Genomic DNA, 23,015 nt, shown 5'->3' on the forward strand with positions numbered 1-23,015 from the left:
ACAAAAGAATTGATAACGCTTTCTTTTGTACTCCCATCATATCGGATGGAGAAGATGTTTATGATGAGGCTTTTGTCATTATTTTGGAAAAACAGTTCATGAAGTCATGAAAAAAATCCGCACAATGGCGGATTTTTAATAGTGGTTAAATTGATACATCAATTTTTGCAGATTTCTTTAGTTGATCAATTTCTTTTTGTACTTCTTTTTGTTTTTCTTGAGATTCTAACTGCTTCTTGATTTGTGATTTGACGTCTTTGAAATCAGGTGCTTTTTGTTTTTGCTTTTTCATTTGTTCGGCGTATTGGTCATAGTACGCTTTGACGTCTTTTTCAGACACAGAGGCTGATTTAATTTCTTTGTCGACATATTGGCTGTATTTGATGCTGTCGGCAATATCACTTTTTAGCTGATCCATTGTCAGTCCGCTCTTTTTGAGTGCTTCTTCAAATTGAGCATTGTCTTTAAATTGTTTCTTTTCTTCTTTTAGCTGCTTATCGACTTGCTTGTCAGAGGCTTTATAGCCCTTCTTCTCAGCATCTTGCAGGATGAGCTCTTGACCTACGAGCGCATCAATGGTTTGCTTCTTGACAGCTTTTGCGCCTTCTTTAGATGTTGGGTCTTGTCCTGACTGCTGAAGTTGACCTTGAATGGTTGATAGGGCGCTATTGTATTCACTTCCTGTGATTTTATCTTTGTTGACGGTCGCAACGACCTTTTGATCATCAATTTTTTGTGCGTCTAATTTCTTTTGCATCTCTTCCATTTGCTTTTGCTGCTCTTTTTGGTCAGCCTGTGTTGTTTCCTTGCTATTGGCTGAATCGTTTTGCTTATCCTGTTTCGCATCGTTTGATGAGCAGGCTGCAAGCCCCACTGATAACAGACAAGCAATGAGTGTATATGATACTTTTTTCAATTATTTTCTCTCCCTTCGGTATGAGAACATCTAGTGCGCATTCTAACCGTTTTAGAGGAAAAATAAAACCGTATAGACGAATTGTTAGCGGATTGACATGTTTTTTATCTGTTTGTCCTCATTTTGTCTTCTCATAGTCATCATATGACAGCTCAAGTTTGGAATAATTGATCCATCGCTTCGTCGAGATTGGTGATCGGCTGGCGGCAGCTGTAGTTTTCACAAATATAGACCGTCGTGCTGTCGTTGATCGTTTTGTAATCTTTTGCAAAAGGTGCGAGCCTTGCTAATTCTTGCCCTGTTTCGGCAGTTAAAATGAGATCAAATGGCATGAATCGTTTTTGCAATGCTTGTAGAAGCTGTTCTTTTTGCGGATCGCCCTTTTTCCCGAGAATAATGATTTCTCGTTTTACGGCATATTGGCTTAATAGTCCTTGTAAAAAGGCGGTATGTCCGCTTGGATAGGAAGAGACATCGACGTAAAAGGCGCTGAACATCTTCTCTAGTGTTTCGATCCAGTCTTGACGTCCGATCATTCTGCTTAGTTTCAGAAGCTGTTGGAGTGCAGTGCTGTTACCAGACGGCATGGCCCCGTCGTATACTTCTTTTTCACGAACGATAAGCGCTTCTGCATCTGAGCCTGAGAAGAAAAAGCCCCCGATTTGCTCATCCCAAAATAGTTCAAACATATTTTCACCAACGGCTCTGGCTTTTGTCAGCCAATCTAGGTCAAAGGTCGCTTCGTATAAAGACATATACGCTGTGAGCATGTGCGCATAATCCTCGATAAAGCCTAGATGCTTTACGTCCCCTTCCCTGTAGCGGACCATGAGCCGTTCCTGCTGGACGAGGTGTGTTTCTAGAAAAGACATTGCCTGTTTTGCTATGCGGATAGCCTCTTTTTCATGAAAGACACTCCCTGCTTTGGCAAGTGCGGAGATCATCAGCGCATTCCACGATGTGAGTACCTTGTCATCGATCAGCGGTGCAGGTCGCTGCTGTCTTACAGTGAGTAAGATGTTTCGAGCGGATTGTAGTTTATAATAAAGGGTTTGGTCGTCGATTGAATATGCTGCCTTGATGTCATCAAATGAGGTGGAAATGGTATGAGGGATGTTCTGTCCTTCAAAATTTCCTTCCTCTGTGATGTGGTAGACCGCACAAAATAAAGTGCCGAGGTCATCACCTAAATGAGTCATGATTTCCTCTTTTGTCCAAACGTAATATTGCCCTTCCTTTCCTTCCGAATCGGCATCGATTGCCGAATAAAAAGAGCCATCACGATTCATCATGTCTCGTTTGATAAATTGAATGAGGTCCTGGACAAGCTTTTCGTACTCATGATGTTGAGTGATTTGATAGGCTTCGGTGTAGGCATCTATCAGCAAGGCGTTATCGTACAGCATCTTTTCAAAATGCGGCACAAGCCATTTTTCATCTGTTGAATACCGAGTAAATCCAGAACCAATATGATCATAAATACCGCCGTTTGCCATGCCGTTTAACGTTTTTGTGACAGCATATAACGCATTTTCTTGCCCTGTCCATGCAAAATAACGCATGAGAAACGTGAGCATATGAGGTGCGGGAAATTTAGGTGCAGAACCGAAGCCGCCATACAGCGTATCAAAGCTGCTCATGAGCTGATAATAGGCTTTGTGAATCGACTCCTGAGTGAGCGTATTTTCTGTCTGCCCTGCTGCCTTGATCCGCAGATTATTTGTTGCCTTTTCTGCCAATGATTCAATATGATCACGATCGTTGTGATAAGCATCCAGCAATTGCGTCAGTGCTTCAATGAAGCCGGGACGGCCGTAAGCACTTCTTTTTGGAAAATAAGTCCCCGCATAAAACGGCTTTTGATCAGGCGTGACAAACACGTTGAGCGGCCAGCCGCCTTGCCCAGTCATCATCTGACAAACGGACATATACATCGAGTCAATGTCTGGACGCTCCTCACGATCGACTTTGATTGAAATGAAATGCTCGTTTAGGATGTCAGCGACTTGTTGATCTTCAAAGCTTTCGTGTGCCATGACGTGGCACCAGTGACAAGTGGCATAGCCGATGCTTACCAGCAAAGGCTTGTTTTCTTTTTTTGCTTTATCAAATGCTTCTTTTCCCCATGGATACCAGTTGACTGGGTTATAAGCATGTTGGAGAAGGTATGGAGATTTTTCAGTGATTAATCTGTTGGGTTTATTGTTAGTAGACATGGAATCTCCTCCTTTCATATTTATCAAATCTTTTTGAGTGTAAAGGGTGATGGGCTTAAGGAATTTCATTTGAATTTAGATAGTACTACTTCAAAAAAGTTACGTAGGATAGTAACCGATAGTTCTTTATTTTGAAACTGAGCAAAAATCAAAAAACTATAATTAGGTTAAAGATTGATAGGGACTGCTGTGGAAATTTTAACTTTCGATAGATTTGTTTTCAATTCTTTTATTCGCTTCATTAATTATGAAAACCTATATTAACGCCTTTTAGATGGAATTTATTACTATATTCATCTTGTGTGTATTTAATCATTAATAACAAGCTGTTATAATAGCTTTGTGTTTTTATGAAAATATGTGTTAAAAGTGGTGTTGGAAATAAATATATACTATTCATTCTAGTAATCTCTTCGTTTGGTGAGAAGCACTTTTAGCACATTTAATTTCAATAGGTCTAGCGGTGACTATTACAGGAGTTACTTATGTTGCATAATCTGAGTTCAAGAAGCATAAAAGAACATACATTCAAAAAATCTAAAAAATGGGTATATGAGAAGGTGTAGATATGTTAGTTATTGATCAAAATCCAAAAGGTGAGCAGTACTCCAAATTAATTGATTTGGCTTTCGACATTTGTGATGAGTTTCATTTAGTTTTAAGAAAAGATATGGGATCTTTAAAATCTTTTGATCCCTTCCTAAAAAAACTTGAAAGTTCATTGAAAGAGATGAAAGAACAATCAGAATGGGCTAGCACAATGCTATTAAACAATACAGCAAAAGTTTATTACTATTATACAGATAAAAATGCGAAGAGTATTCTAAAAGAATTCGCAAATTCTTTATATGATTGGGAGCAACCAAATTTACCAGAAGACTTGTCCTTCTTCAAAAATGGAGAAGAATGGCTGGTTACATCTTCTCATGAAGAAGAAAGTTATATAGATACGGAAAATGATACAGAGATACAAAGGATATTAAGTATACCAGAATTAAAAGTACATATGGAAAAATGGGATTAATGCTATTTAGTATTCAATAATAGTGTATTGATATAAAAGTAAGGAGGCTAATAAGATAGTTTCCTTACTTTTAAAATGTTATGGGCGTTCTCATTTATTTCTTAATTAAGATGTATTGTTGTGTTCCAATAGAAGATTTGAACTTTAAATGTTTCCCAAATTGTTGAGTTTTGAAATTAATAACTAAATCCAAACTCTCATCCTTATCTTCATCCTCAAAACCGTCTAAACAGGAATATAATGAATATATCAGATAGCTGAGGTCCGTGATCAATTGTCTGTGAGGTATTCCCATCATGAAAAAACAAGAGCTATAAACCCTTGTCATTTCATTATTTCACCTTTTTCACTACTTCAATCGTAATGTTTTAACAAGATGGCTGAATTATGTCCTCCAAAACCAAAAGAATTGGATAGCCCATATTTCAATGGAAGCTGTCTCGCTTCTAATACAACATCTAAATTGCAATCTGGATCTTGTTTCTCTACATTAATAGTTGGCGGAATCATTCCTCGTCTCAAACTTTCTACTAAAGCAATCGCTTCTACTCCGCCTGCAGCACCAAACATGTGCCCAGTCATTGACTTGTTCGCAGTTGTTGGAATTTCGCCTGAACGATCACCAAATAATTTCTTAATGGCTAGAACTTCTGAACGATCACCTACTTGTGTACTTGTTGCATGAGCACTAATAACATCGATTTCACTTGTTGATATATCTGCACTTCTCAATGCTTTCTTCATGGCTAAGTAGGCACCCCTACCTTCTGGGTGTGAAGCGACCATATGATGTGCATCTGAACTAGCCCCGTATCCCACTACTTCACATAATATCGGCGCATCTCTAAGAATTGCGTTGTCTAATGATTCTAATACTAAGATACCTGCGCCTTCACTCATAACAAAGCCATCTCTATCTGTATCGAATGGACGGCTAGCTCGACTTGGGTCTTGGTTTCTAGTAGACAGTGCATGTGCGTTTCCAAAACTAGCCAAAGATATCTGGTTGACGGCAGCTTCTGCTCCACCGGCAAATATAATATCTGCTTCATCATTTCGGATCGCATTGAAAGCTTCACCAATAGAAGTGTTCCCAATAGAACAAGCTGTGACTGGTGACAATGATGGCCCTTGTGCGCCTAATTTGATGCTGATTTGGGCCGCAGCTGCATTTGAAATCATCATGGGGACAAGGCTAGGGCTTACTCTCGATGGACCTCGTTTATCTAATACATTCACATTATCAACAAGCGATTGTATGCCCCCGATTCCTGATCCAACATATACGCCTAAACGTTCAAGATCTACTTGATCTAACTGTAATTGTGAATGTTCTAATGCTTGTTCGGCTGCTGCTAAGGCAAACTGACTAAAACGATCTAATCGTTTTGCTTCTTTTCTCCCTAATATTTCATCTGCATCGAAATCACGAACGATTCCAGCTATTTTTGTTTTATAATCAGTCGTATCAAAAGAATCAATGAGAGATATTCCCGATTGTCCTTTCATGAGTTGATTCCAAAAGCTATCTATATCATTTCCAAGTGGAGAAATAACTCCCATTCCAGTAATGACAACTCTTTTCATGATCATTCCCTCCTTGTTTTTATTAACTTTAGCCATTGTGTTATCCTATTACAAGTTGTTGTTTATCCTAGTATAATGAATAATATTTTAAAGGGTGATCATATTGAAACCTGAAACAAGACTTCAAGCATTATCAGAATTTCTAAAGAACCAACGTTCCAAAATTACACCTCAAATGGTTGGTTTACCTGTAGGAACCCGCAGAAGAACACCAGGGCTCAGAAGAGAAGAAGTGGCTCAACTAGCCGGTGTGAGTCTTACTTGGTATACATGGTTAGAACAAGGCAGAGATATAAAAGTATCTACTTCGGTATTAGATGCGATTTCTAGTGCATTACAATTAAATAACGATGAAAGGAGATATTTGTACGCTTTAGCGTTAGAGGAAGGTGTGAAACAATCCTATATCATTGAGAATGAGAAGGAAATCAGTCCGGCTTTAGTGAAAATTTTGCAGGAACTTCGTTATTGCCCAACGATTATATCTGATAGAAGAAGTCAGATTGTTGGGTGGAATCAAGCAGCAGCTAATGTATTTTTGGACTTTGAACAAATCATCCCGGCAGAAAGGAATATCATCCGCTTACTATTCGCAAGAAAGGAATTTAAAAGTTTAGCCGTAAATTGGGAGCATTTTGTAAGAGGATATATCGCCATATTTAGAACGTATTATGGACAGTATGTGGCGGATGACTGGTATGAGCAATTTATAGAAGAAATGGAGCAGGCATATCCTGAGTTTCGTAAAATATGGAATGAAAATGAGATCAGTTATGCACCTGAAGTATTAATTGAATTTCGTCATGCCAAGGTAGGGAAAATGTTGTTTAATCTCACTTCATTACAAGTGTACGGGGATACTGATTTAAGATGCAGTGTCTATACTCCAGTTGAGGATACTGAAACGGAGCTTAAGTTAAAACGTTTAATTGAAGGGTAGGTTTCGTTTGGATGAGGTTATTATGGCCATTAAATATAAAAGGGATCCTATGCCGTCAGTGAGAAGTGGGCATAACCGATGCTGATGAGCACGGGTTTATTTTCACGTTTGGCTTTGTCAAAGGGCTGCTCCCACGGTTATCAGTGAACTGTTTGTGAGCGTGTTGAAGGAAGTATGTTGAATTTTCATTGATGAGTGGATTGGGATTAGTTGTTTGGTATGGGTCACCTTCTTTCTGATTATTATTTTATTCCAAGAAAGAGTTGGAAAACGTTCACTCAAAATAAACGTAAAATTTCACTATTAAAAAAAGAGCCATTTATATTTTGAAGCATGTCAAAATTATAGATGCATAATCAGATTTGATAAATTAACAATAGGCTTTAATACTCAAGAACAAAAAACATTTTACATTATAAACTGGTATCTATTTTTCATGAGATATCATCTGGATATCCATATGGATTAGAGATTGCAGAGAACCACCAATCCGATTTTGAACCAAGTTTTTGACCTATTTGTGTAAATAATTCGTTCGATTTATTTTTTGCATTATAATAGTTATCTATTGTGAAATTTTTTTTGAATTGGTGATTAAGCCTAATAATTTTTTTGAAATAAACATATCCTAAACCTCTAACTTCAAAATAATGTTTTATAAGTAACTCTTGTGCATTAAAATGATCTGTATGCCCTAAAAGTTCATATAGTTGAGTAAACATAAGGGGTCCTTGTATGTACTTGTCTACTTTATAAGAATTAATTTTAAGTTTTTTGCAAAGCTGAACATAGTCTAATAACAATGTATTGCAAAGAGCTATCTCTTTATCAATTGTCTTTTTATAGATAGTATCTGGTTCTTTATTAATCAGATTGAAATAATCCATGATTAATTCTGGTTTTGCATACTGTAAATTAGAACCTATTTTTTCTAATATCATTCTGAAAATCTTTTTTGGATTCTTTGATTGCAACCATAATAACTCTAATGGTTTTATCTCAATATTTCTAGCATGTACAAACTCCCCAATTATATAGTTCTCTATTTCAAATATTACAGGAGAGTATAAATTCTGAAGAGATTCTTTATGATATTTTATATCTTCCCTTTTTCGGGAGAAATGATGTGAAAATAATTGGGCTGTAGAAGCAGCGCCAAATCCAGCAAAGATTGTTATAATTGTTTTAAGATCTAATTGTTCAAAAAAATTATCCACAACATCACCTATTTTTTGTTAATTATTTCGGTTCCTTTTTGGATAGAAAAAGTTATTTACATATTAGCAATCATCAGATGCCTTTTACGACTCTTCATTTTGTCGCAACTTTTATTAACCCTATCAAAGTAAAATTATACCATAAAAGCGTATTTTAACTACCCATTTTCTATATTATAGAGCAATAACGTGAACCTAATCTCATTTTTATTTCATATAGTGTGTTTCGCTCTTTATTCTATTTATAAGGTGAATATATACTCTATGAAAGAAGCTAGTGCGTAATGAGTAGAGTTGCTGGGATAATTATCTCATTAGCCTTTTATACTAATTCATCATGTTTGACTAAATACCTATCAGGGTATACTATCTGATCATAGGGAAAAGAGAAAGGAGTGTTAAACGTGGAGTATAATCAGCAGATGAAGAATCGTCTTCGCCGGATTGAGGGACAGATTAAAGGGGTTCTTGCGATGATGGAGCAGGGAAAGGATTGCCGTGAGGTGGTGACGCAGCTGTCTGCATCACGCAATGCCATTGATCGGGCGATGGGTGTGATTGTGAGTACAAATCTTGAGCAATGTGTCCGTGAAAGTCTTGAGCAGGGCAAGGATACAGAGGGGCTTGTCAAAGAAGCGGTTGAGCTCTTGGTGAAAAGCCGGTAAGAAATTCCTCAGCCTTTGGAGGTTGACGAATTTTTTTACTTGTTATAATATACCCTTACCGGTATGTGTATATATTTTTTGCTTTCTATATACCCCCATGGGTAATTAAGATAAGGAGGATCATGATGGAAGAACAAAAAAAACGAACGACAATTGTTTTATTTAGTGGAGATTATGATAAAGCGATGGCCGCTTATATTATTGCAAATGGCGCAGCAGCTTATGATCACGAGGTGACTATTTTTCATACTTTTTGGGGGCTGAATGCGTTGCGTAAGGAAGAGATGGTGCCACTGAAGAAGGGATTTTTAGAAAAAATGTTTGGCAAAATGATGCCGCGCGGCGCTGATCGAATGGGGCTGTCAAAGATGAATTTTGCAGGAATGGGACCGAAGATGATCAAGCATGTGATCAACAAACACAATGCCATGACCCTGCCGCAGCTCATTGATATGGCGAAGGAACAAGAGATCAACCTCGTGGCATGTACGATGACGATGGATCTCTTAGGGCTGCAGGAGAGTGAATTATTAGCTGACATTCAATATGCCGGTGTGGCAGCGTATTTAGCAGAGGCAGAAATCGGGAATGTGAACTTATTTATCTAGGGGGTGTCCATACATGATTCAAATGCTTTTGCTCATTATTGTGATCGCTTTGCTTGTGAGCCGTTTTCTTCCCGTACGGGGTGTGAAACAAATGGACGCAGCTCATCTGAAACCTAAATTGCATAGTCGGCATCAACAGCTGATAGACGTGCGATCACCTTTTGAATTTCAAACAAATCATATAAAAGGCTTTCAAAATATCCCCTTATTCCAGTTAAAGGAACGAGCGCATGAGCTTGAGAAAGACAAAGAAGTGTATGTGATCTGCCAGAGCGGGATGAGAAGTATGCAGGCGGCTAAATTGTTAAAAAAACAGGGATTTACCCACATTACGAATATCAAGGGTGGCATGAATGCTTGGCGATTATAGGTATAAATAGACTTTGAAATATACCCCCACCCCTATAAAAGGAGGAAAAACAATGCAGCAACCAACAGCAATTCTAGATGCAAAAGGATTGGCATGCCCAATGCCCATTGTCAAAACGAAAAAACAAATGAATGAGCTCTTGCCAGGAGATGTGCTTGAAGTGCAAGCAACCGATAAAGGGTCTACAGCGGATTTAGCAGCTTGGTCAAAAAGCGCCGGTCATGAATTTTTAGGAACAAAAGTAGAAGGACAGGTGCTTCATCATTTGATTCGTAAAGGCGGAGCGAAACAGGAAGAGCAGTCAATGATTTCGGAAATGTCGTTGAACATGTTTCAACAGAAGGTAAAAGAAGATCAGTCATTGTTTATTTTAGATGTACGAGAGCCAGATGAATACGAAGCGGGTCATATTCCAGGAGCTGTTCACATCCCTCTTGGCGAGGTGGAACAACGTGCTGAAGAATTGAACCGAGAGACGCTCATTTACCTCATCTGTCATTCAGGCAGAAGAAGTGAATTAGCCGCACAAAAGTTAAAAGAAAAAGGATTCCATCAATTGATCAATGTAGTGCCAGGCATGAACAGCTGGACAGGAGAGATTGAAAAATAGGAGGTGAATGAAACGATGACTGTAAAAGCAATGACAGCAGAACAGTTAACAAAAAAGATCATCAACAAAGAGCCGATCTTTTTGTTGGATGTACGAAACGAATCAGATGTGCAGGACTGGAAAATTGAAGGGAAAGCCGTTGAATATTTAAATGTGCCTTACTTTGAGCTTCTTGATGGCGTAGAGGATATGGTGAAGAACATACCGGATGACCTAGATGTACTGGTCGTTTGTGCGAAAGAGGGCTCCTCTATTATGGTGGCAGAGATGCTGTCAGAGGCAGGCAGAACGGTCCATTATTTGCAAGGCGGCATGAAGGCATGGAGTGAGCATTTAGAGCCAGTGAAGATCGGTGATTTAACTGGCGGTGGAGAGTTGTACCAATTTGTGCGAATGGGCAAGGGGTGCTTGTCCTATATGATCATGTCGAATGGGGAAGCTGCGATTATTGATGCGGCTAGAATGACGGAGATCTATACGCAATTTGCTAAAAAACATCAAGTCACAGTGACGCATGTGTTTGATACGCACCTTCATGCGGACCATATATCTGGCGGGAAAAAGCTGTCTGAACAGACTGGCGCTATCTACTGGCTGCCGCCAAAAGACGCCGAAGAGGTGACATTTGCGTACAATCACCTTGAAGAAGGACAGCGTGTGACGATTGGAGCGGCGGATATTGATATTCATGCCCTTTATTCACCGGGCCATACGATTGGTTCAACCTCTTTTATTGTAGACGGCCGTTACCTCCTTTCAGGTGATATTTTGTTCATTGATTCGATCGGAAGACCTGATCTAGCCGGTATGGCGGAGGACTGGGTAGGTGATTTGAGGGAAACCCTTTATACACGATATACGGCGCTTTCGGCAGAATTGATTGTGCTGCCTGCACATTATATGATCGTGGATGAGCTTAATGAAGACGGCAGCGTTTGGAAGGAGCTAGGCGCTTTGTTTGAAGAAAATCACGGGCTGAACATTGAAGATGAAGACGTATTTAGACAAATGGTCACGCAGGATCTCCCTGCACAGCCAAACGCTTATCAAGACATTCGGTCTACCAATATGGGGAAGCTGCATCCAGACGAGGAAGCACAGCGAGACATGGAAATTGGTCCAAACCGTTGTGCGATTCGATAATGTTCAATAAAATAAAGAAGCGAGGGATGATCAGATGACATCAGATCACATTTTAGACGTAACCGGGCTTGCATGCCCGATGCCAATTATTCGGACGAAGAAAAAAATGAACGACTTGGCAGAAGGTCAAGTATTAGAAATACATGCAACAGATAAAGGAGCTAAAGCTGATTTGGCTGCATGGGCTAAGTCAAGCGGACATGAATTGATCACACAGACGGATGAAGGACATGTGCTGAAGTTCTGGGTGAGAAAAGGGTCCTAAAGGGGAGAGGGGTATCTATGAGGGAGCCCCTTTTCCTTTTGCAAAGGAGGAGACCAGCGTGGATTTTGCATTTTTCATTACTTTATTTATCATCGGATTTATTGGTTCCTTCTTATCAGGAATGGTCGGAATAGGAGGGTCGGTGATCAACTATCCCATGCTGCTTTATATCCCGCCTCTTGTCGGAGTGATGGCATTATCGGCACACGAGGTTTCAGGGATTGGTGCCATTCAAGTACTATTTTCGACACTCGGCGGTGTGCTGGCGTATCGAAAAAGCGGATTTTTACATCGACCATTGATTTTATATATGGGGAGCAGTATATTGGCAGGGAGTTTATTAGGCAGCTATTTATCACATTTCCTTCCAGAGAAAGGCATCAATGTAGTCTATGGTCTGCTTGCCATTGTCGCTGTCATTTTAATGCTTGTTCCGAAAAAAGGTCAGCAGGCAGAAGCGGATGGAGAGGTGACTTTTCATAAAGGACTGGCGGCTGGTATTGCCTTTGTGATCGGAAGTGTATCGGGTGTATTAGGTGCAGGCGGTGCCTTTATTTTAGTGCCGGTGATGCTATCGATTCTCAAAATCCCTGTGCGGATGACGATTGCCTCGTCTCTGGCGATTACGTTTCTCTCTGCAATCGGCGCATCGGCTGGGAAAGTGCTGACTGGTCAAGTCATGTTCATGCCTGCTCTTGTCTTAATGGCGGCCAGTCTGATTGCTGCGCCGATTGGGGCGAAAATTGGTCAGAAAATCAATGCCGTTTATTTGCAATGGGCGCTTGCCGTGATGATTACAGCTACAGCGATCAAAATCTGGGTGGATTTATTATAAGAAAAAGACCAACAACTGAGAGCAAGGGCTCTTTTCCATGTGTTGGTCTTTTTTATTTCATGTCATCGTGCTCGATATACGTTTCAAGTGCAGGGTGGTACTCTTTTTGATAATGAAGATTGGGGCATGTTTTCACGACTTTGCCTTGCAAGGCATTGGACTTCGAGACATCTAATGCTGTTTTACATTTTGGACAGCGTTCGTTAAAAATTGAGAGCCAACGCTTCATAGATCACCACTCCAGTTAAAGTCTTGAAAACCGATTATATTAATATGAATTATAGGGGATTGTGTGAATGAGGTCAATGGATATTTGGCTCTTTTTAACAAAAAAAGAAGCATCGTATAAGATGTTTCAGCGTGTAGACAAACCCTCGCATTCTTTGTCAGTCCTGCGTGTTGGTGCTTGCGAATGTCAAATTCGCTCTGCCAGTACTCGTCCTTCCTAGGTTGCAAAGTTTTTCTATCACGCTGAAAAGAAGACAAAGGGCTAAAATAAAGTTCATTTTAGCCCTTTGTCAACAATCAGAAGCATCATTAGTAGGCTTTTGCCCAGAACACCATATCAGAAGCAGGTTTCCCGCAGCAGACACATGTGTCAGAAACGGATTCTTGTTCAAACGGGATACAGCGTGATGTCGCCCCTGTTCTCTCTTTGATGTCGTTTTCACAGTCTTCATCGCCGCACCACATGGCTTTGATCAACCTGTTTTCTTCGGCAAGAAGCTGCTCGATGTCTTCGATTGTGTGGGCGTTTGATGTTTTTTCATGTAATCGATCTTTTGCTTTTTCGTACATCGTCTGTTGAATGTCTTCAAGCGTGGCCGTGATGGTTTGTTCGAGTGCATCTAACGTGACGGCTTGCTTTTCACCTGTGTCTCGTCTTGCGAGCATGATCTGGCCTTTTTCCATATCCTTTGGTCCCACTTCTACACGTAAAGGGATGCCCTGCATTTCACATTCGTTGAATTTCCAGCCTGGCTGTTTATCACTTGCATCGATGTCAGCGCGTGCGATGCGGGCGAGTCGATCCTTTAATTCATAGGCATGATCGAGGACACCTTCTTTATGGGAAGCAATTGGCACAACACGTACTTGGGTTGGCGCAATGTTTGGCGGCAGGACTAGTCCTCTGTCATCGCCATGCACCATGATCATAGCGCCAATGATTCTTGTAGTGAAGCCCCATGATGTTTGCTGGACATGCTCTAATTTTCCTTCTCGATTTAAAAATTCAATGCCAAATGCCTTGGCAAATCCGTTGCCGAAGAAGTGAGAAGTGGCGGTTTGCAGGGCTTTTCCGTCATGCATCAAGCTTTCAACCGTATAGGTGAAGCGGGCGCCAGCGAATTTTTCTTTCTCTGTTTTTCTTCCTTTAATGACAGGGATCGCTAGAAGCTCTTCACAAATAGACGCATAGACATGGAGCATTTTTTCTGTTTCTTCAATCGCTTCTTGCTCTGTCTCATGACAAGTGTGCCCTTCCTGCCAGAGGAATTCAAGGGTTCTAAGGAATGGACGTGTTGTCTTTTCCCAGCGGACGACATTGGCCCATTGGTTATATAGCTTCGGTAAATCACGATAGGAATGAATGATGTTTTTATAATGCTCGGCGAACAGCACCTCGGATGTTGGTCTGACGCAGAGTCTTTCCTGTAATTCCGAATCACCGCCATGTGTCACCCACGCCACTTCAGGAGCAAAGCCTTCGATATGATCTTTTTCCTGCTGGAGAAGGCTTTCTGGGATAAAGAGCGGCATATAGACATTCTCGTGACCCGTTTCTTTAATTTGACGATCAAGTTCGTCGCGAATATTCTCCCAAATTTTAAAACCGTATGGCTGAATGATCATACTGCCTCTAACGCTTGAATAATCGACGAGACGCGCCTTTGTGACAACATCTGTATACCACTGGGCAAAGTCGTCTTCCATGCTTGTAATTTTCTCAACAAATTGTTTCTTTGACATCGTCTTTTTCCTCCTTTTAAAAAAAACAAAAAAGCTGTGCTTTAAGTTAGGGACCATTCCTGGTGGTACCACCCTAATTTAAAGCACAGCTTTACACTCGATCATGATAACGGTATGAACCGCTGTATGAAACAGAACTAAATCGGCAGGTTCACTTGAAGATGTCAGTAGGAACTTCTCAGCACCGTTCCCTCTCTGTTAAAGGTCAATTCAAGCTACTATTCCAGATCTACGTTGATCCTTGTTCGTTGATTTTTCATCAGTTTACCTGTAAATGGGGGAGAAAGCAAGTTGGTCCGCAAGTTCATTTCATGCCTTTCTGAGGTCGTTTATGTCGAAGAGCCATTGGCAAACATTTTCTATTTTTGCAGCTTGCACGTTATGGAAGGCTATGCTAATATATTTGAAGAAAAAAATAGACTTGTATAACCTCAATAATATGGTTTGAGGGTTTCTACCAGGATCCGATAAATCCTGATTACAAAAGCGCGCTTTCCTTTTTTGTAATCAGGGTTTTTTTGTTTGTCTGCACCCTGTATCAAAAGTGAAAGCCATGATATAGAGAAGGGATGTTAGACATGAACTGGAGAGTTTATTTATTAGCTGTTTCTACTTTTGCGGTTGGATTAGTTGAGCTTGTGGTCGGAGGCATTTTGCCAAGTTTAGCAGAGGATCTCAATGTGTCTCTTGCGACAGCTGGGCAGCTGATCACGGTATTTGCGATTGTGTATGCTATTTCAGCACCGGTGCTACTGACCGTCACAGCCAAAATCGAACGAAAGCGTCTGTATTTAATCGCATTATTGGTCTTTACATTAGGCAATGTATTCACATATTTTAGTTCCACCTTTGCCCTTGTCATGATCTCTAGGGTCTTGATTGCCATGAGTACAGCGCTTGTTGTGGTGCTATCATTGACGATTACGGCCAAGCTGGTGGAACCGGCGCATCGAGCGAAAGCATTAGGTCTGATTTTTATTGGGATTAGCTCATCACTTGTTCTCGGTGTACCGATCGGTATTTTTATTACAGAGAGCTTTGGCTGGAGAGTGATGTTTTTAGGAATCAGTATTCTGTCAGCCATATCCATGGTACTCATTTATTTTCTATTGGAGAAAATGCCTGTTGAAAAAGTCACACCGCTTAAAGAACAAATTCGTTCTTTAGGGCATCCGAAAATTTTCAGTGCACATTTGATTAGTTTGTTCATGCTTGCTGGTCATTATATGCTGTATTCTTATTTCACGCCATTTCTGATGGAAGTTCTGCGTATGACTCCGTTTTGGATTAGTATTTGTTATTTGGTCTTCGGGCTTGCGTCGATTGGCGGGAATGGGTTTGGCGGCTGGCTGAGTGACAAACTAGGATCAGGAAAAGCCATTTTGCTTGTGACCATGGCGTTTGCCATTGTGATGTTTATCCTTCCTTATACAGCGGGAGTGTTTATGCTCTTTATGGTGATGGTTGTCCTATGGGGTGCTCTTAGCTGGGCACTGACACCTGCTTTGCAGAGCTATTTGATTCAAACAGACCCTGTGACGTCTGATATTCAGCAGAGTTTGAATACATCCGCTTTGCAAATTGGGATTTCCATTGGATCAGCCGTGGGCGGCGTCATGTTTACAATGACTGGTTCATCCGTTGACTTGGCTAAATTCGGCGCTATTTTTGTGCTGATTGCCTTTAGCTGTGCAGTGATTTCATTAAAGAGACCGCCGCTTTATATGGATCGTCAGCATCAGGCTGAATAGAAGAGAATAAGAACATTTTCGTGTTAGTTAGCTGCCTCATCATAGGCAGCTTTTTATTTTTTTAAAACCACACCTTCACTTTTACCAGTAATGACTTCTTCTCCATGCTGATTGATATAACGGGAAAAAAGGTGGACACGATGGTATTTTTCAAGGGGTTCTACCTTGGTGACGGCCATCTGACAGGTAATGGTGTCACCTGTATAAACAGGGCGTATGAAGGTACATGTCATCTCTTGACCGATAAAATGAAACTGACCACCAAGCTTCGTGGCTAGACTTGCTGTGAGAAAACCGTGTACCATGAGCCTGCCTTGATCATCTAGCTCGGTATGATGTTTGCCAAGATCACCTGTCATCTCGCCAAATTGAATCACATCTTCATGCGTATAGGTTTTGCTTGTTTGAAATTGATCGCCTGGTCGAACCATTTGTTCTTCAGCTCCTTTTTTTAAATGTACCAAAGGAGTGAATGAATGTACATTCATTTTTGTGATGAGATGTTAGAGGCAAAGAAGAGACAGGATGCCTTTCTTTACCCTCGATAAGTCAGGAAAAATGTCATCTTCTATTCAAAAACAACCATTTCTCCAATTGGTTGAAATCCGGCACGCTGATAGATATGTTTGCCGTCATTTGAGGCTTGTAACATCACACACTTTTGTTTGTTATCTGTTTGGGTCAGAAGGTAATGAAACATGTCACTGCCAAGTCCTCTTCCGCGGTGTTCTGCCTTTGTGATGACATCATAAATACCGTAGCTGTCTGCTGTTTCAATCAATAAGCCCGTTGTGACCGGTTTGTTGTGTTCATATCCAACGAACATGCGGGTACTCGGGTGTAATCGTTCAATCGAAAAGCGCTGGAAATAGCTGTTTAAAGCGATTGCCTCAGGTGATCCTTCGAAAAGTTCGATAAATAAATGTTGATAATCGAGAAAGGTTTGATCGTCAGTCACTTCCTTGATCGTAAGCGATTGAGAGGTCCTTTGATCGATGTCGTTTGTATGTTCAAGCATCATGATGGTATTGCGTTCCACTTCTTGAAGCCCATATTTCTGCATGATATTCGACCAATCGGGGTGGAGCAGGCTTTGAGTGATCCATGTGCTGAATGCTAGCTGCTGTTGCTGCATTTGTTCGATGGCAGCTTCCACTTTTTGTTGATCTTGTATGTGCGCTGAAATGGGTAATAACAAATTGAACGTGTCAGTTGATATATGCGTGTTTGATAGAACGAAATCTTCCGTTGATAGGAACGATCCGTTTACAACAGAAGAAAACAAATTTATTTTTTCTTCTAACTGCCGAATGGCCATTTGCTGCTCTGTTTTCATTCTCTCACCTTCTTTTTTTGATTGAGGGTTACCTATCATAAATAATAGCAAAGAAAAGGAAATTGTGCTGTCTCTTGTAATCTAGTAAAAAAGTTCTCTTATTTATCAGGTCTGATGACCCATTCTTTTCCTCATCCCCACATTTCTTTTGACTCCTTTATTGATTATTAGTACCATTTTATTAACCAGTTAAGAGTGGAGGTTCAGATGGAAACAAACGAGCAGATTGTCTTAAAAGCGATTCAAGATTTGATTATGCATAGGGAAAAGAAACGGAACGATCCAACAGATCCACTGATTACCACGACTGATACACTCAAGCAAGATTGGACACTTACACAGCTTCATATTTTATCTATGATTCAAGCAAACCCTAATGAATCCAATAATACATTTCTTTCACAACAACTAAAACTATCAAAACCAGCTATTACAAAGGCTGTGAAAAAGCTCATCGAAAAAGGCATGGTCGACTATTGCCACCGGCAAGGTGACAAGAAATCCGTCTATTATTCACTCACAGAGGAAGGCACACAGCTTGCGGCACTGCATGATGAGCTTCATGAACAGGCAGTCTCCTCCTATTTAGAATTCCTCCATGAATTTAATGAAGACGAGCTACAGGTTATTGAGCGCTTCTTAAAGGCTTGGAAGGAAAAGATATAAATAACGGACCGAAAGCTTTCTATAAACTAGATGCTTTCGGTTTTTTTATGGTAAAATTAACATATATTGACGTTATTCGTGATGATGTTTGAGGGAGGGAGCCGTGTTGGTGAAAGAGATGATGGAGAATTTTAAAAAATCTATTTTTATCATGCCGTTCGTCGGATTGTTTGTCAGCTTGCTATTATTTGTTTATTTTTTTGGGATCACAGGAGTTGAAGGGTCCATTTGGGCAGCTATTTTGTATTGTGCTCTGCCCTTTCTGATGTACACGATACTCTGTTTGCCTTTATGGATTTATTTTAAAGTCAGCAAAAAACGTTCAATACATAGAAATGAGGAACATACATGATCGTTGTTAGCGCTTGTCTTGCGGGATTAAAGGTCCGTTATAATGGCAGCCATCGATTAGATCAACGTATCGAGGAGCTTGTGCAGGAAGGAAAGGCGGTAACAGTTTGCCCTGAGCTGCTTGGCGGTTTCTCTACACCAAGACCTCCCGCTGAAATTATTGGTGGAGATGGTCATGATGTCTTACGGGGGCAGGCTTCTGTTGTTGATGTTCATGGAACAGATGTGACAGAGATGTATGTAAATGGTGCACAAGACACGCTTAAGCAGGTTCAGACTCTTGGCGCAACATCCGTCGTGTTAAAAGAGTACAGCCCTTCTTGCGGAAGCCGGATGATCTATCGGGGAGAGTTTAACGGGAAAACAAAGGGTGGGGACGGTGTGACGTCTGCCTTGCTGAAACAGCATGGGATTCAAGTATTCTCTGAGGAGGATGATTGGACCTCGCTGTTTGTATAGGGATGGCGTGAATTGAAGGAGGAGTTAGGTTGAAGAAGTGGATCATTGGTTTAGTAGTCGTTATTTTCATCGGAATAGGTCTTTATTTTATGATCAATGCCAAAACATATGCTTTTGATGATGTGGTCTCGATTGATAAAGATAAAGTGACTTCCATTCAAATTGAGCATGATGATGAGCGCGTTGTGGTGGACAAGAAAGAGGATATTCAAAAGCTGCTGAAGAAATTTTCGGGTATTCAATTAAAGAAGTTAACTGGATCTAAAAAAGAAACAAAAGAATCTTATTGGATCAGAGTGTACGAGAACGAAAAGCAAATGTATGGTCTGACTTTTTATGACCAAAGCTTTTTAGAGACGTATGATGGTTCTAAAACAAAAAATCGAATCAGTGAATACCAAATCGTTGATGCAAATCAAGTCGATATGGGACAATACATCAAATAAGATCATTCAGTCTATGAATGGTTTCAGCGTGTAGACAAACCCTCGCATTCTTTGTCAGTCCTGCGTGCCGGTGCTCACGAATGTCAAATTCGCTCCGCGCCGGTACTCGTCCTTCCTAGGGCTGCAAAGGTTTTCTATCACGCTGAAAAGAAGACAAAGGGCTAAAATCAAGTTCATTTTAGCCCTTTGTCAACTATCTGAGATCATTCAGTCTATGAATGGTTTATCTTCATGCATGATCTTTCGCACATTCGGGTATAGTGCATGGTAAACAAAAATGAAGCGGAGGTTTGTTTGATGAGTGGATTAACAGATACAGTCACATTAGCAAACGGAGTGAAAATGCCGAAGCTTGGCTTTGGTGTATGGCAAGTAAAAGATGGGGATGAGGCTGTAAATGCAGTCAAAGACGCACTTGAAGCGGGCTATCGCAGTATAGATACAGCAGCGGCCTATCAAAATGAAGAAGGTGTAGGCAAAGCCATTCAGCAATCAGGCATCTCTCGCGATGATCTGTTCATTACGACAAAAGTGTGGAATAGTGATCAAGGATATGAGTCAACGCTTGAAGCCTTTGAAACGAGTATGAACAAACTAGGTCTGGAAGTATTGGATCTTTATTTAATCCATTGGCCGGTTGAAGGCAAATATAAAGAAACGTGGAAGGCGCTAGAAAAGCTGTATAAGGATGGCCGTGTGAAAGCCATTGGCGTTTGTAACTTCCATCAGCACCATTTAGAAGATTTATTAGAAGAGGCAGAAGTGGTACCAATGGTCAATCAAATTGAGCTGCATCCGAAGCTGACGCAGGAGCCTTTACGTGACTACTGCAAGGCAAAAGGCATTCATGTAGAAGCATGGTCGCCATTAGGTAGCGGGAAACTTCTTAACCATCCGGTGCTTCAAGATATTGCGAAAAAACATGAGAAGTCAGTGGCGCAAGTCATTCTTCGCTGGGACTTGCAGCATGGCATTATCACCATTCCGAAATCTGTGACGAAGAGCCGAATCATCGAAAACACAAACGTATTTGATTTCGAGTTGTCCGCCCATGAAATGAGTGTCATTGATCAGCTCAATGAAGATGAGCGCACGGGTCCAGACCCAGATAACTTCGATTTTTAATAGAAAGAAAGCACAGGCGGGATGCCTGTGCTTTTTATTTGCCCCTATGTTCAGACCGTCTTTTGAGGCTGATAGGTTTCAATGATTTGTATGGCGTCGACAATTTGCTCTTTCGTATAGTCTCCAATCAAACAAAAGGTTTCATCTTTACGTGCAGCATGGTTTGCCACTGTATGTGCTGCTTCTTCTAGCTGAGCTGTGATGCCAAGATCACGCATCGTTCTAGGTAATCCGAGTGTTTGATAGAGCTCAAGTAATTCTTCTACTTCCGTCATACGGTTTTCTGCGGCAAGCTGGACGAGAATGCCATAGGCCACTTTTTGTCCATGTAACACATGATGTGTTTCATCAATAAATGTTAATCCATTATGAACGGCATGGGCTCCTGCCATTCTGCCATAACGTCCTCCATAACCGCCGACTGTTCCGGCTAACGTAATGATCGTATCTGTTACATCTGCAAAGGCTTGAGAAAGCTGGCCTGTTTTTAAACTGCTAACGGCTTCTTCACTATGAGTCAGAAGAATGTCACGAACGTACACTGCCTGCTTTAATGCAGCATGTACCATGAGCGGCAAGGTGCTTTTTGTGTTACGAATAATGGCTTCCGCTTCATACCATTTTGCCAGTGTATCCCCAATTCCGCTTTGGAGGTAGGAAAGAGGAGATGAAATCAAAAAAGTATGATCAATTAACGTGAGATAGCTGGACCGCTTATGATAGTCGACCCTCATAAAATTTCCCTTGTCATCATAAATGACGCTGAGCGGTGTAGAAGCCGCACATGTCCCGGGAATCGTCGGCACCATGATCACTTCAATTTGGAGAGCGTCGGCAACAGACTTCGCTGTATCTAAAATCGTGCCGCCACCGATCCCTATGATCACGTCTGAACTCTTGAGTTCTTCCGCAATTCGTGTGATCGCATTTGGTGAACTGTAACCTTTATGCTGAACAACAGGCCACTCGGATGGAAACTTTGTGTACTGTGAAAAGGCTTGATATGAGTCATATCCTGTCACTATAGCTGGTGACTGAAAGGGAGTAACAAGTGACTCGATTTCATGATAAATCCCCTTTTGAGAAATAAACTGGTTAGGACCGCTTCTGACGATCTCTTCTGGTTGGATCATTGACTTATGCTCCTTTACGAAATCATATAGTTCTTAAATCATCTCATTTTACAGAAAGTTCTGTCAAATAATTGGACAATATGAGACCATAGACCCTTCCGTTTTATGGAATTGAACTACTGACATTGCCTTAAGGTATGTATTTCCTGTATGATATAAAATGGTATGTTTTGATTAAATTTAAGAGGTGTTTATATATATGGAAAAACAATATCGTGTATTACTTTACTATCAATATGTCCCCATTGAGGATCCAGAAACGTTTACAGCAGAGCATCTAGCATTCTGTAAGGAACTTGGTTTGTTAGGTCGTATTCTTGTTTCATCTGAAGGCATAAACGGAACCGTTTCTGGTACCATTGAGCAGACGGACAAGTACATGCAAGCATTGAAAGAAGATCCACGCTTTGCGTCCATGCCAATTAAAATTGACGAAGCAGATGGTCATGCGTTTAAGAAAATGCACGTCCGCCACCGAAATGAATTGGTGAATTTAAGTCTTGAAGATGATGTGAATCCGCTAGAATTAACGGGGAAACATCTCAGCCCAGTTGAATTTTACGAGCAAATGCAATCACCTGATACGGTCGTGATTGATGCACGTAATGATTATGAGTTTGATGTCGGTCACTTCAGAGGTGCTGTGCGCCCTGACATTGAGACATTCCGTGAATTACCTGAGTGGATCCGTGACAACAAAGAGATTCTTGAAGGGAAAAAAATTCTGACGTATTGCACAGGCGGTGTACGCTGTGAGAAATTCTCAGGATGGTTAAAGCGTGAAGGCTTTGAAGATGTATCCCAGCTTGACGGTGGAATTGTCACGTACGGAAAAGACCCAGAAGTTCAAGGAAAGCTATGGGACGGTCAATGTTATGTGTTTGATAACCGCCTAACGGTTCCAGTCAATCAAACAGAGCACGTCGTAGTAGGAAAAGATTTCTTCACTGGCGAACCTTGCGAGCGTTATGTGAACTGTGCGAACCCTGCATGTAACCGCAAAATGATTGCAACAGAAGAAAGCGAGCATAAATATATGCGCAGCTGCAGCCATGAATGCCGCACAAGCGAACGTAACCTTTATGTGAAACAGCACAACTTATCTGAAGAAGAAGTTCAAGAAAGACTAGCTGTCATTGAAAAAGAACAAGCAATCTCACAAGGATAAGAGGGTCTCCCTTTTATCCTTTTTTCTTTGAATGATACGTGTTCAGAGGGAAGAGGAAGTCATTTCCTCTTTCTTTTTTGTTTTGTTTTTTTCAAAATAAGGGTAAAGGTAGTTAATCAGTCTAATAGATTGAACTGTTGAAAAAGCGCTTTCCTTTGAAATAAGCATGTTCGACTATTTCAGAAAATGGAGAATTGAGAGATAATATAACAG

General features: G+C 40.7%; 24 protein-coding genes, 1 pseudogene and 1 riboswitch. Of the genes and pseudogenes, 15 read left to right on the forward strand and 10 right to left on the reverse strand.

Features of this window, described 5'->3' with window-relative positions:
* Positions 1-145 precede the first annotated feature (145 nt).
* Together ACTJJQ_RS13030 and ACTJJQ_RS13035 are read right to left on the reverse strand one after the other, a co-directional pair.
* Positions 146-916 (reverse strand): SurA N-terminal domain-containing protein, encoded by a 771-nt coding sequence (locus tag ACTJJQ_RS13030; RefSeq protein WP_017358711.1) that lies wholly within the window; start codon positions 914-916, stop codon positions 146-148.
* 152 nt (positions 917-1,068) lie between these two features.
* Complete coding sequence (locus ACTJJQ_RS13035; RefSeq protein WP_440600263.1) at positions 1,069-3,132, reverse strand: thioredoxin domain-containing protein; 2,064 nt, start codon at positions 3,130-3,132, stop codon at positions 1,069-1,071.
* Positions 3,133-3,700: 568 nt separating this feature from the next.
* Here ACTJJQ_RS13035 and ACTJJQ_RS13040 point away from each other — a divergent pair.
* A complete protein-coding gene (locus ACTJJQ_RS13040; protein WP_146271288.1) occupies positions 3,701-4,156 on the forward strand; it encodes a stage III sporulation protein AH in 456 nt (151 codons plus the stop codon).
* 354 nt (positions 4,157-4,510) lie between these two features.
* Here ACTJJQ_RS13040 and fabF read toward each other — a convergent pair whose 3' ends face one another.
* Positions 4,511-5,743 (reverse strand): beta-ketoacyl-ACP synthase II, encoded by a 1,233-nt coding sequence (gene fabF / locus ACTJJQ_RS13045; RefSeq protein WP_326111531.1) that lies wholly within the window; start codon positions 5,741-5,743, stop codon positions 4,511-4,513.
* Positions 5,744-5,846: 103 nt separating this feature from the next.
* Between fabF and ACTJJQ_RS13050 the strand changes: the two genes are divergently transcribed.
* Positions 5,847-6,683: a helix-turn-helix transcriptional regulator gene (locus ACTJJQ_RS13050; RefSeq protein ID WP_008359338.1), complete on the forward strand. Its 837-nt coding sequence runs from the start codon at positions 5,847-5,849 to the stop codon at positions 6,681-6,683.
* 68 nt (positions 6,684-6,751) lie between these two features.
* On the opposite strand, the pseudogene ACTJJQ_RS13055 reads toward ACTJJQ_RS13050, so the two are convergent.
* Together ACTJJQ_RS13055 and ACTJJQ_RS13060 are read right to left on the reverse strand one after the other, a co-directional pair.
* Positions 6,752-6,876: pseudogene (locus ACTJJQ_RS13055) on the reverse strand (DUF255 domain-containing protein); the annotation flags it as partial.
* Between the two features lie 241 nt (positions 6,877-7,117).
* Entirely contained in the window at positions 7,118-7,900 is a 783-nt protein-coding gene (locus ACTJJQ_RS13060; RefSeq protein ID WP_224562944.1) for a hypothetical protein, read from the reverse strand.
* A 404-nt stretch (positions 7,901-8,304) separates the two neighbouring features.
* Here ACTJJQ_RS13060 and ACTJJQ_RS13065 point away from each other — a divergent pair, with 404 nt between their 5' ends.
* From ACTJJQ_RS13065 to ACTJJQ_RS13095, 7 genes are all read left to right on the forward strand, one after another.
* On the forward strand, positions 8,305-8,565 hold the full coding sequence (locus tag ACTJJQ_RS13065; protein ID WP_003217059.1) for a metal-sensitive transcriptional regulator: 261 nt from the start codon (positions 8,305-8,307) through the stop codon (positions 8,563-8,565).
* A gap of 125 nt (positions 8,566-8,690) precedes the next feature.
* Entirely contained in the window at positions 8,691-9,173 is a 483-nt protein-coding gene (locus ACTJJQ_RS13070; RefSeq protein WP_317328505.1) for a DsrE/DsrF/DrsH-like family protein, read from the forward strand.
* Between the two features lie 13 nt (positions 9,174-9,186).
* Positions 9,187-9,543 (forward strand): rhodanese-like domain-containing protein, encoded by a 357-nt coding sequence (locus tag ACTJJQ_RS13075; protein ID WP_317328506.1) that lies wholly within the window; start codon positions 9,187-9,189, stop codon positions 9,541-9,543.
* 52 nt (positions 9,544-9,595) lie between these two features.
* Positions 9,596-10,153, forward strand: coding sequence for a sulfurtransferase TusA family protein (locus ACTJJQ_RS13080; RefSeq protein ID WP_008343883.1), 558 nt, complete (start codon positions 9,596-9,598; stop codon positions 10,151-10,153).
* A 15-nt stretch (positions 10,154-10,168) separates the two neighbouring features.
* Positions 10,169-11,296, forward strand: a complete 1,128-nt coding sequence (locus tag ACTJJQ_RS13085; RefSeq protein WP_440600264.1) for an MBL fold metallo-hydrolase — start codon at positions 10,169-10,171, stop codon at positions 11,294-11,296.
* Positions 11,297-11,330: 34 nt separating this feature from the next.
* Positions 11,331-11,561 (forward strand): sulfurtransferase TusA family protein, encoded by a 231-nt coding sequence (locus ACTJJQ_RS13090; RefSeq protein ID WP_008343881.1) that lies wholly within the window; start codon positions 11,331-11,333, stop codon positions 11,559-11,561.
* Between the two features lie 58 nt (positions 11,562-11,619).
* Complete coding sequence (locus ACTJJQ_RS13095; RefSeq protein WP_058214104.1) at positions 11,620-12,396, forward strand: sulfite exporter TauE/SafE family protein; 777 nt, start codon at positions 11,620-11,622, stop codon at positions 12,394-12,396.
* A gap of 52 nt (positions 12,397-12,448) precedes the next feature.
* Here the strand turns inward: ACTJJQ_RS13095 and ACTJJQ_RS13100 are convergent, their stop codons facing one another.
* Both ACTJJQ_RS13100 and proS read right to left on the reverse strand, forming a co-directional pair.
* A complete protein-coding gene (locus ACTJJQ_RS13100; RefSeq protein ID WP_017358723.1) occupies positions 12,449-12,625 on the reverse strand; it encodes a hypothetical protein in 177 nt (58 codons plus the stop codon).
* Positions 12,626-12,933: 308 nt separating this feature from the next.
* Positions 12,934-14,367 carry a proline--tRNA ligase gene (gene proS, locus ACTJJQ_RS13105; protein ID WP_242731455.1) on the reverse strand — a complete coding sequence of 478 codons (1,434 nt, stop codon included), beginning with the start codon at positions 14,365-14,367 and terminating at the stop codon, positions 12,934-12,936.
* Between the two features lie 401 nt (positions 14,368-14,768).
* Positions 14,769-14,868, forward strand: a riboswitch (purine riboswitch).
* A gap of 77 nt (positions 14,869-14,945) precedes the next feature.
* Between proS and ACTJJQ_RS13110 the strand changes: the two genes are divergently transcribed.
* A complete protein-coding gene (locus tag ACTJJQ_RS13110; protein WP_242731457.1) occupies positions 14,946-16,118 on the forward strand; it encodes an MFS transporter in 1,173 nt (390 codons plus the stop codon).
* Positions 16,119-16,171: 53 nt separating this feature from the next.
* Here the strand turns inward: ACTJJQ_RS13110 and ACTJJQ_RS13115 are convergent, their stop codons facing one another.
* Positions 16,172-16,549: a hotdog domain-containing protein gene (locus ACTJJQ_RS13115; protein ID WP_073415831.1), complete on the reverse strand. Its 378-nt coding sequence runs from the start codon at positions 16,547-16,549 to the stop codon at positions 16,172-16,174.
* A 137-nt stretch (positions 16,550-16,686) separates the two neighbouring features.
* Positions 16,687-17,454, reverse strand: coding sequence for a GNAT family N-acetyltransferase (locus tag ACTJJQ_RS13120; RefSeq protein ID WP_213406349.1), 768 nt, complete (start codon positions 17,452-17,454; stop codon positions 16,687-16,689).
* 207 nt (positions 17,455-17,661) lie between these two features.
* Here ACTJJQ_RS13120 and ACTJJQ_RS13125 point away from each other — a divergent pair, with 207 nt between their 5' ends.
* The 4 genes from ACTJJQ_RS13125 to ACTJJQ_RS13140 all read left to right on the forward strand — a co-directional run bounded on the left by ACTJJQ_RS13125 (position 17,662) and on the right by ACTJJQ_RS13140 (position 20,501).
* Positions 17,662-18,120: a MarR family transcriptional regulator gene (locus tag ACTJJQ_RS13125; RefSeq protein WP_024719151.1), complete on the forward strand. Its 459-nt coding sequence runs from the start codon at positions 17,662-17,664 to the stop codon at positions 18,118-18,120.
* A 348-nt stretch (positions 18,121-18,468) separates the two neighbouring features.
* Positions 18,469-18,930, forward strand: a complete 462-nt coding sequence (locus tag ACTJJQ_RS13130; RefSeq protein WP_193804024.1) for a DUF523 domain-containing protein — start codon at positions 18,469-18,471, stop codon at positions 18,928-18,930.
* 29 nt (positions 18,931-18,959) lie between these two features.
* A complete protein-coding gene (locus ACTJJQ_RS13135) occupies positions 18,960-19,376 on the forward strand; it encodes a DUF5301 domain-containing protein (protein WP_213406352.1) in 417 nt (138 codons plus the stop codon).
* 297 nt (positions 19,377-19,673) lie between these two features.
* Positions 19,674-20,501: an aldo/keto reductase gene (locus ACTJJQ_RS13140; protein ID WP_440600265.1), complete on the forward strand. Its 828-nt coding sequence runs from the start codon at positions 19,674-19,676 to the stop codon at positions 20,499-20,501.
* Positions 20,502-20,551: 50 nt separating this feature from the next.
* Here ACTJJQ_RS13140 and ACTJJQ_RS13145 read toward each other — a convergent pair whose 3' ends face one another.
* The gene (locus ACTJJQ_RS13145) at positions 20,552-21,634 is read right to left on the reverse strand and encodes an iron-containing alcohol dehydrogenase family protein (RefSeq protein WP_440600266.1); all 1,083 of its coding nucleotides are present in this window, start codon (positions 21,632-21,634) and stop codon (positions 20,552-20,554) included.
* Between the two features lie 199 nt (positions 21,635-21,833).
* Here ACTJJQ_RS13145 and trhO point away from each other — a divergent pair, with 199 nt between their 5' ends.
* Positions 21,834-22,802: an oxygen-dependent tRNA uridine(34) hydroxylase TrhO gene (gene trhO, locus ACTJJQ_RS13150; RefSeq protein ID WP_007498459.1), complete on the forward strand. Its 969-nt coding sequence runs from the start codon at positions 21,834-21,836 to the stop codon at positions 22,800-22,802.
* Positions 22,803-23,015 lie beyond the last annotated feature (213 nt).

This window comes from Bacillus sp. 22483, assembly GCF_052044605.1.
GTDB classification, from domain to species: domain Bacteria; phylum Bacillota; class Bacilli; order Bacillales; family Bacillaceae; genus Bacillus; species Bacillus altitudinis.

What these genes read in the sequence shown, in the direction of transcription:
- ACTJJQ_RS13090 (WP_008343881.1), top strand. Translation starts at nt 11,331, where the DNA reads ATGACATCAGATCACATTTTAGACGTAACCGGGCTTGCATGCCCGATG.
- ACTJJQ_RS13070 (WP_317328505.1), top strand. Translation starts at nt 8,691, where the DNA reads ATGGAAGAACAAAAAAAACGAACGACAATTGTTTTATTTAGTGGAGAT.
- ACTJJQ_RS13085 (WP_440600264.1), top strand. Translation starts at nt 10,169, where the DNA reads ATGACTGTAAAAGCAATGACAGCAGAACAGTTAACAAAAAAGATCATC.
- ACTJJQ_RS13140 (WP_440600265.1), top strand. Translation starts at nt 19,674, where the DNA reads ATGAGTGGATTAACAGATACAGTCACATTAGCAAACGGAGTGAAAATG.
- fabF (WP_326111531.1), bottom strand. Translation starts at nt 5,743, where the DNA reads ATGAAAAGAGTTGTCATTACTGGAATGGGAGTTATTTCTCCACTTGGA.
- proS (WP_242731455.1), bottom strand. Translation starts at nt 14,367, where the DNA reads ATGTCAAAGAAACAATTTGTTGAGAAAATTACAAGCATGGAAGACGAC.
- ACTJJQ_RS13130 (WP_193804024.1), top strand. Translation starts at nt 18,469, where the DNA reads ATGATCGTTGTTAGCGCTTGTCTTGCGGGATTAAAGGTCCGTTATAAT.
- ACTJJQ_RS13040 (WP_146271288.1), top strand. Translation starts at nt 3,701, where the DNA reads ATGTTAGTTATTGATCAAAATCCAAAAGGTGAGCAGTACTCCAAATTA.
- ACTJJQ_RS13125 (WP_024719151.1), top strand. Translation starts at nt 17,662, where the DNA reads ATGGAAACAAACGAGCAGATTGTCTTAAAAGCGATTCAAGATTTGATT.
- ACTJJQ_RS13120 (WP_213406349.1), bottom strand. Translation starts at nt 17,454, where the DNA reads ATGAAAACAGAGCAGCAAATGGCCATTCGGCAGTTAGAAGAAAAAATA.
- ACTJJQ_RS13115 (WP_073415831.1), bottom strand. Translation starts at nt 16,549, where the DNA reads ATGGTTCGACCAGGCGATCAATTTCAAACAAGCAAAACCTATACGCAT.
- ACTJJQ_RS13110 (WP_242731457.1), top strand. Translation starts at nt 14,946, where the DNA reads ATGAACTGGAGAGTTTATTTATTAGCTGTTTCTACTTTTGCGGTTGGA.
- ACTJJQ_RS13145 (WP_440600266.1), bottom strand. Translation starts at nt 21,634, where the DNA reads ATGATCCAACCAGAAGAGATCGTCAGAAGCGGTCCTAACCAGTTTATT.
- ACTJJQ_RS13080 (WP_008343883.1), top strand. Translation starts at nt 9,596, where the DNA reads ATGCAGCAACCAACAGCAATTCTAGATGCAAAAGGATTGGCATGCCCA.
- ACTJJQ_RS13075 (WP_317328506.1), top strand. Translation starts at nt 9,187, where the DNA reads ATGATTCAAATGCTTTTGCTCATTATTGTGATCGCTTTGCTTGTGAGC.
- trhO (WP_007498459.1), top strand. Translation starts at nt 21,834, where the DNA reads ATGGAAAAACAATATCGTGTATTACTTTACTATCAATATGTCCCCATT.
- ACTJJQ_RS13035 (WP_440600263.1), bottom strand. Translation starts at nt 3,132, where the DNA reads ATGTCTACTAACAATAAACCCAACAGATTAATCACTGAAAAATCTCCA.
- ACTJJQ_RS13100 (WP_017358723.1), bottom strand. Translation starts at nt 12,625, where the DNA reads ATGAAGCGTTGGCTCTCAATTTTTAACGAACGCTGTCCAAAATGTAAA.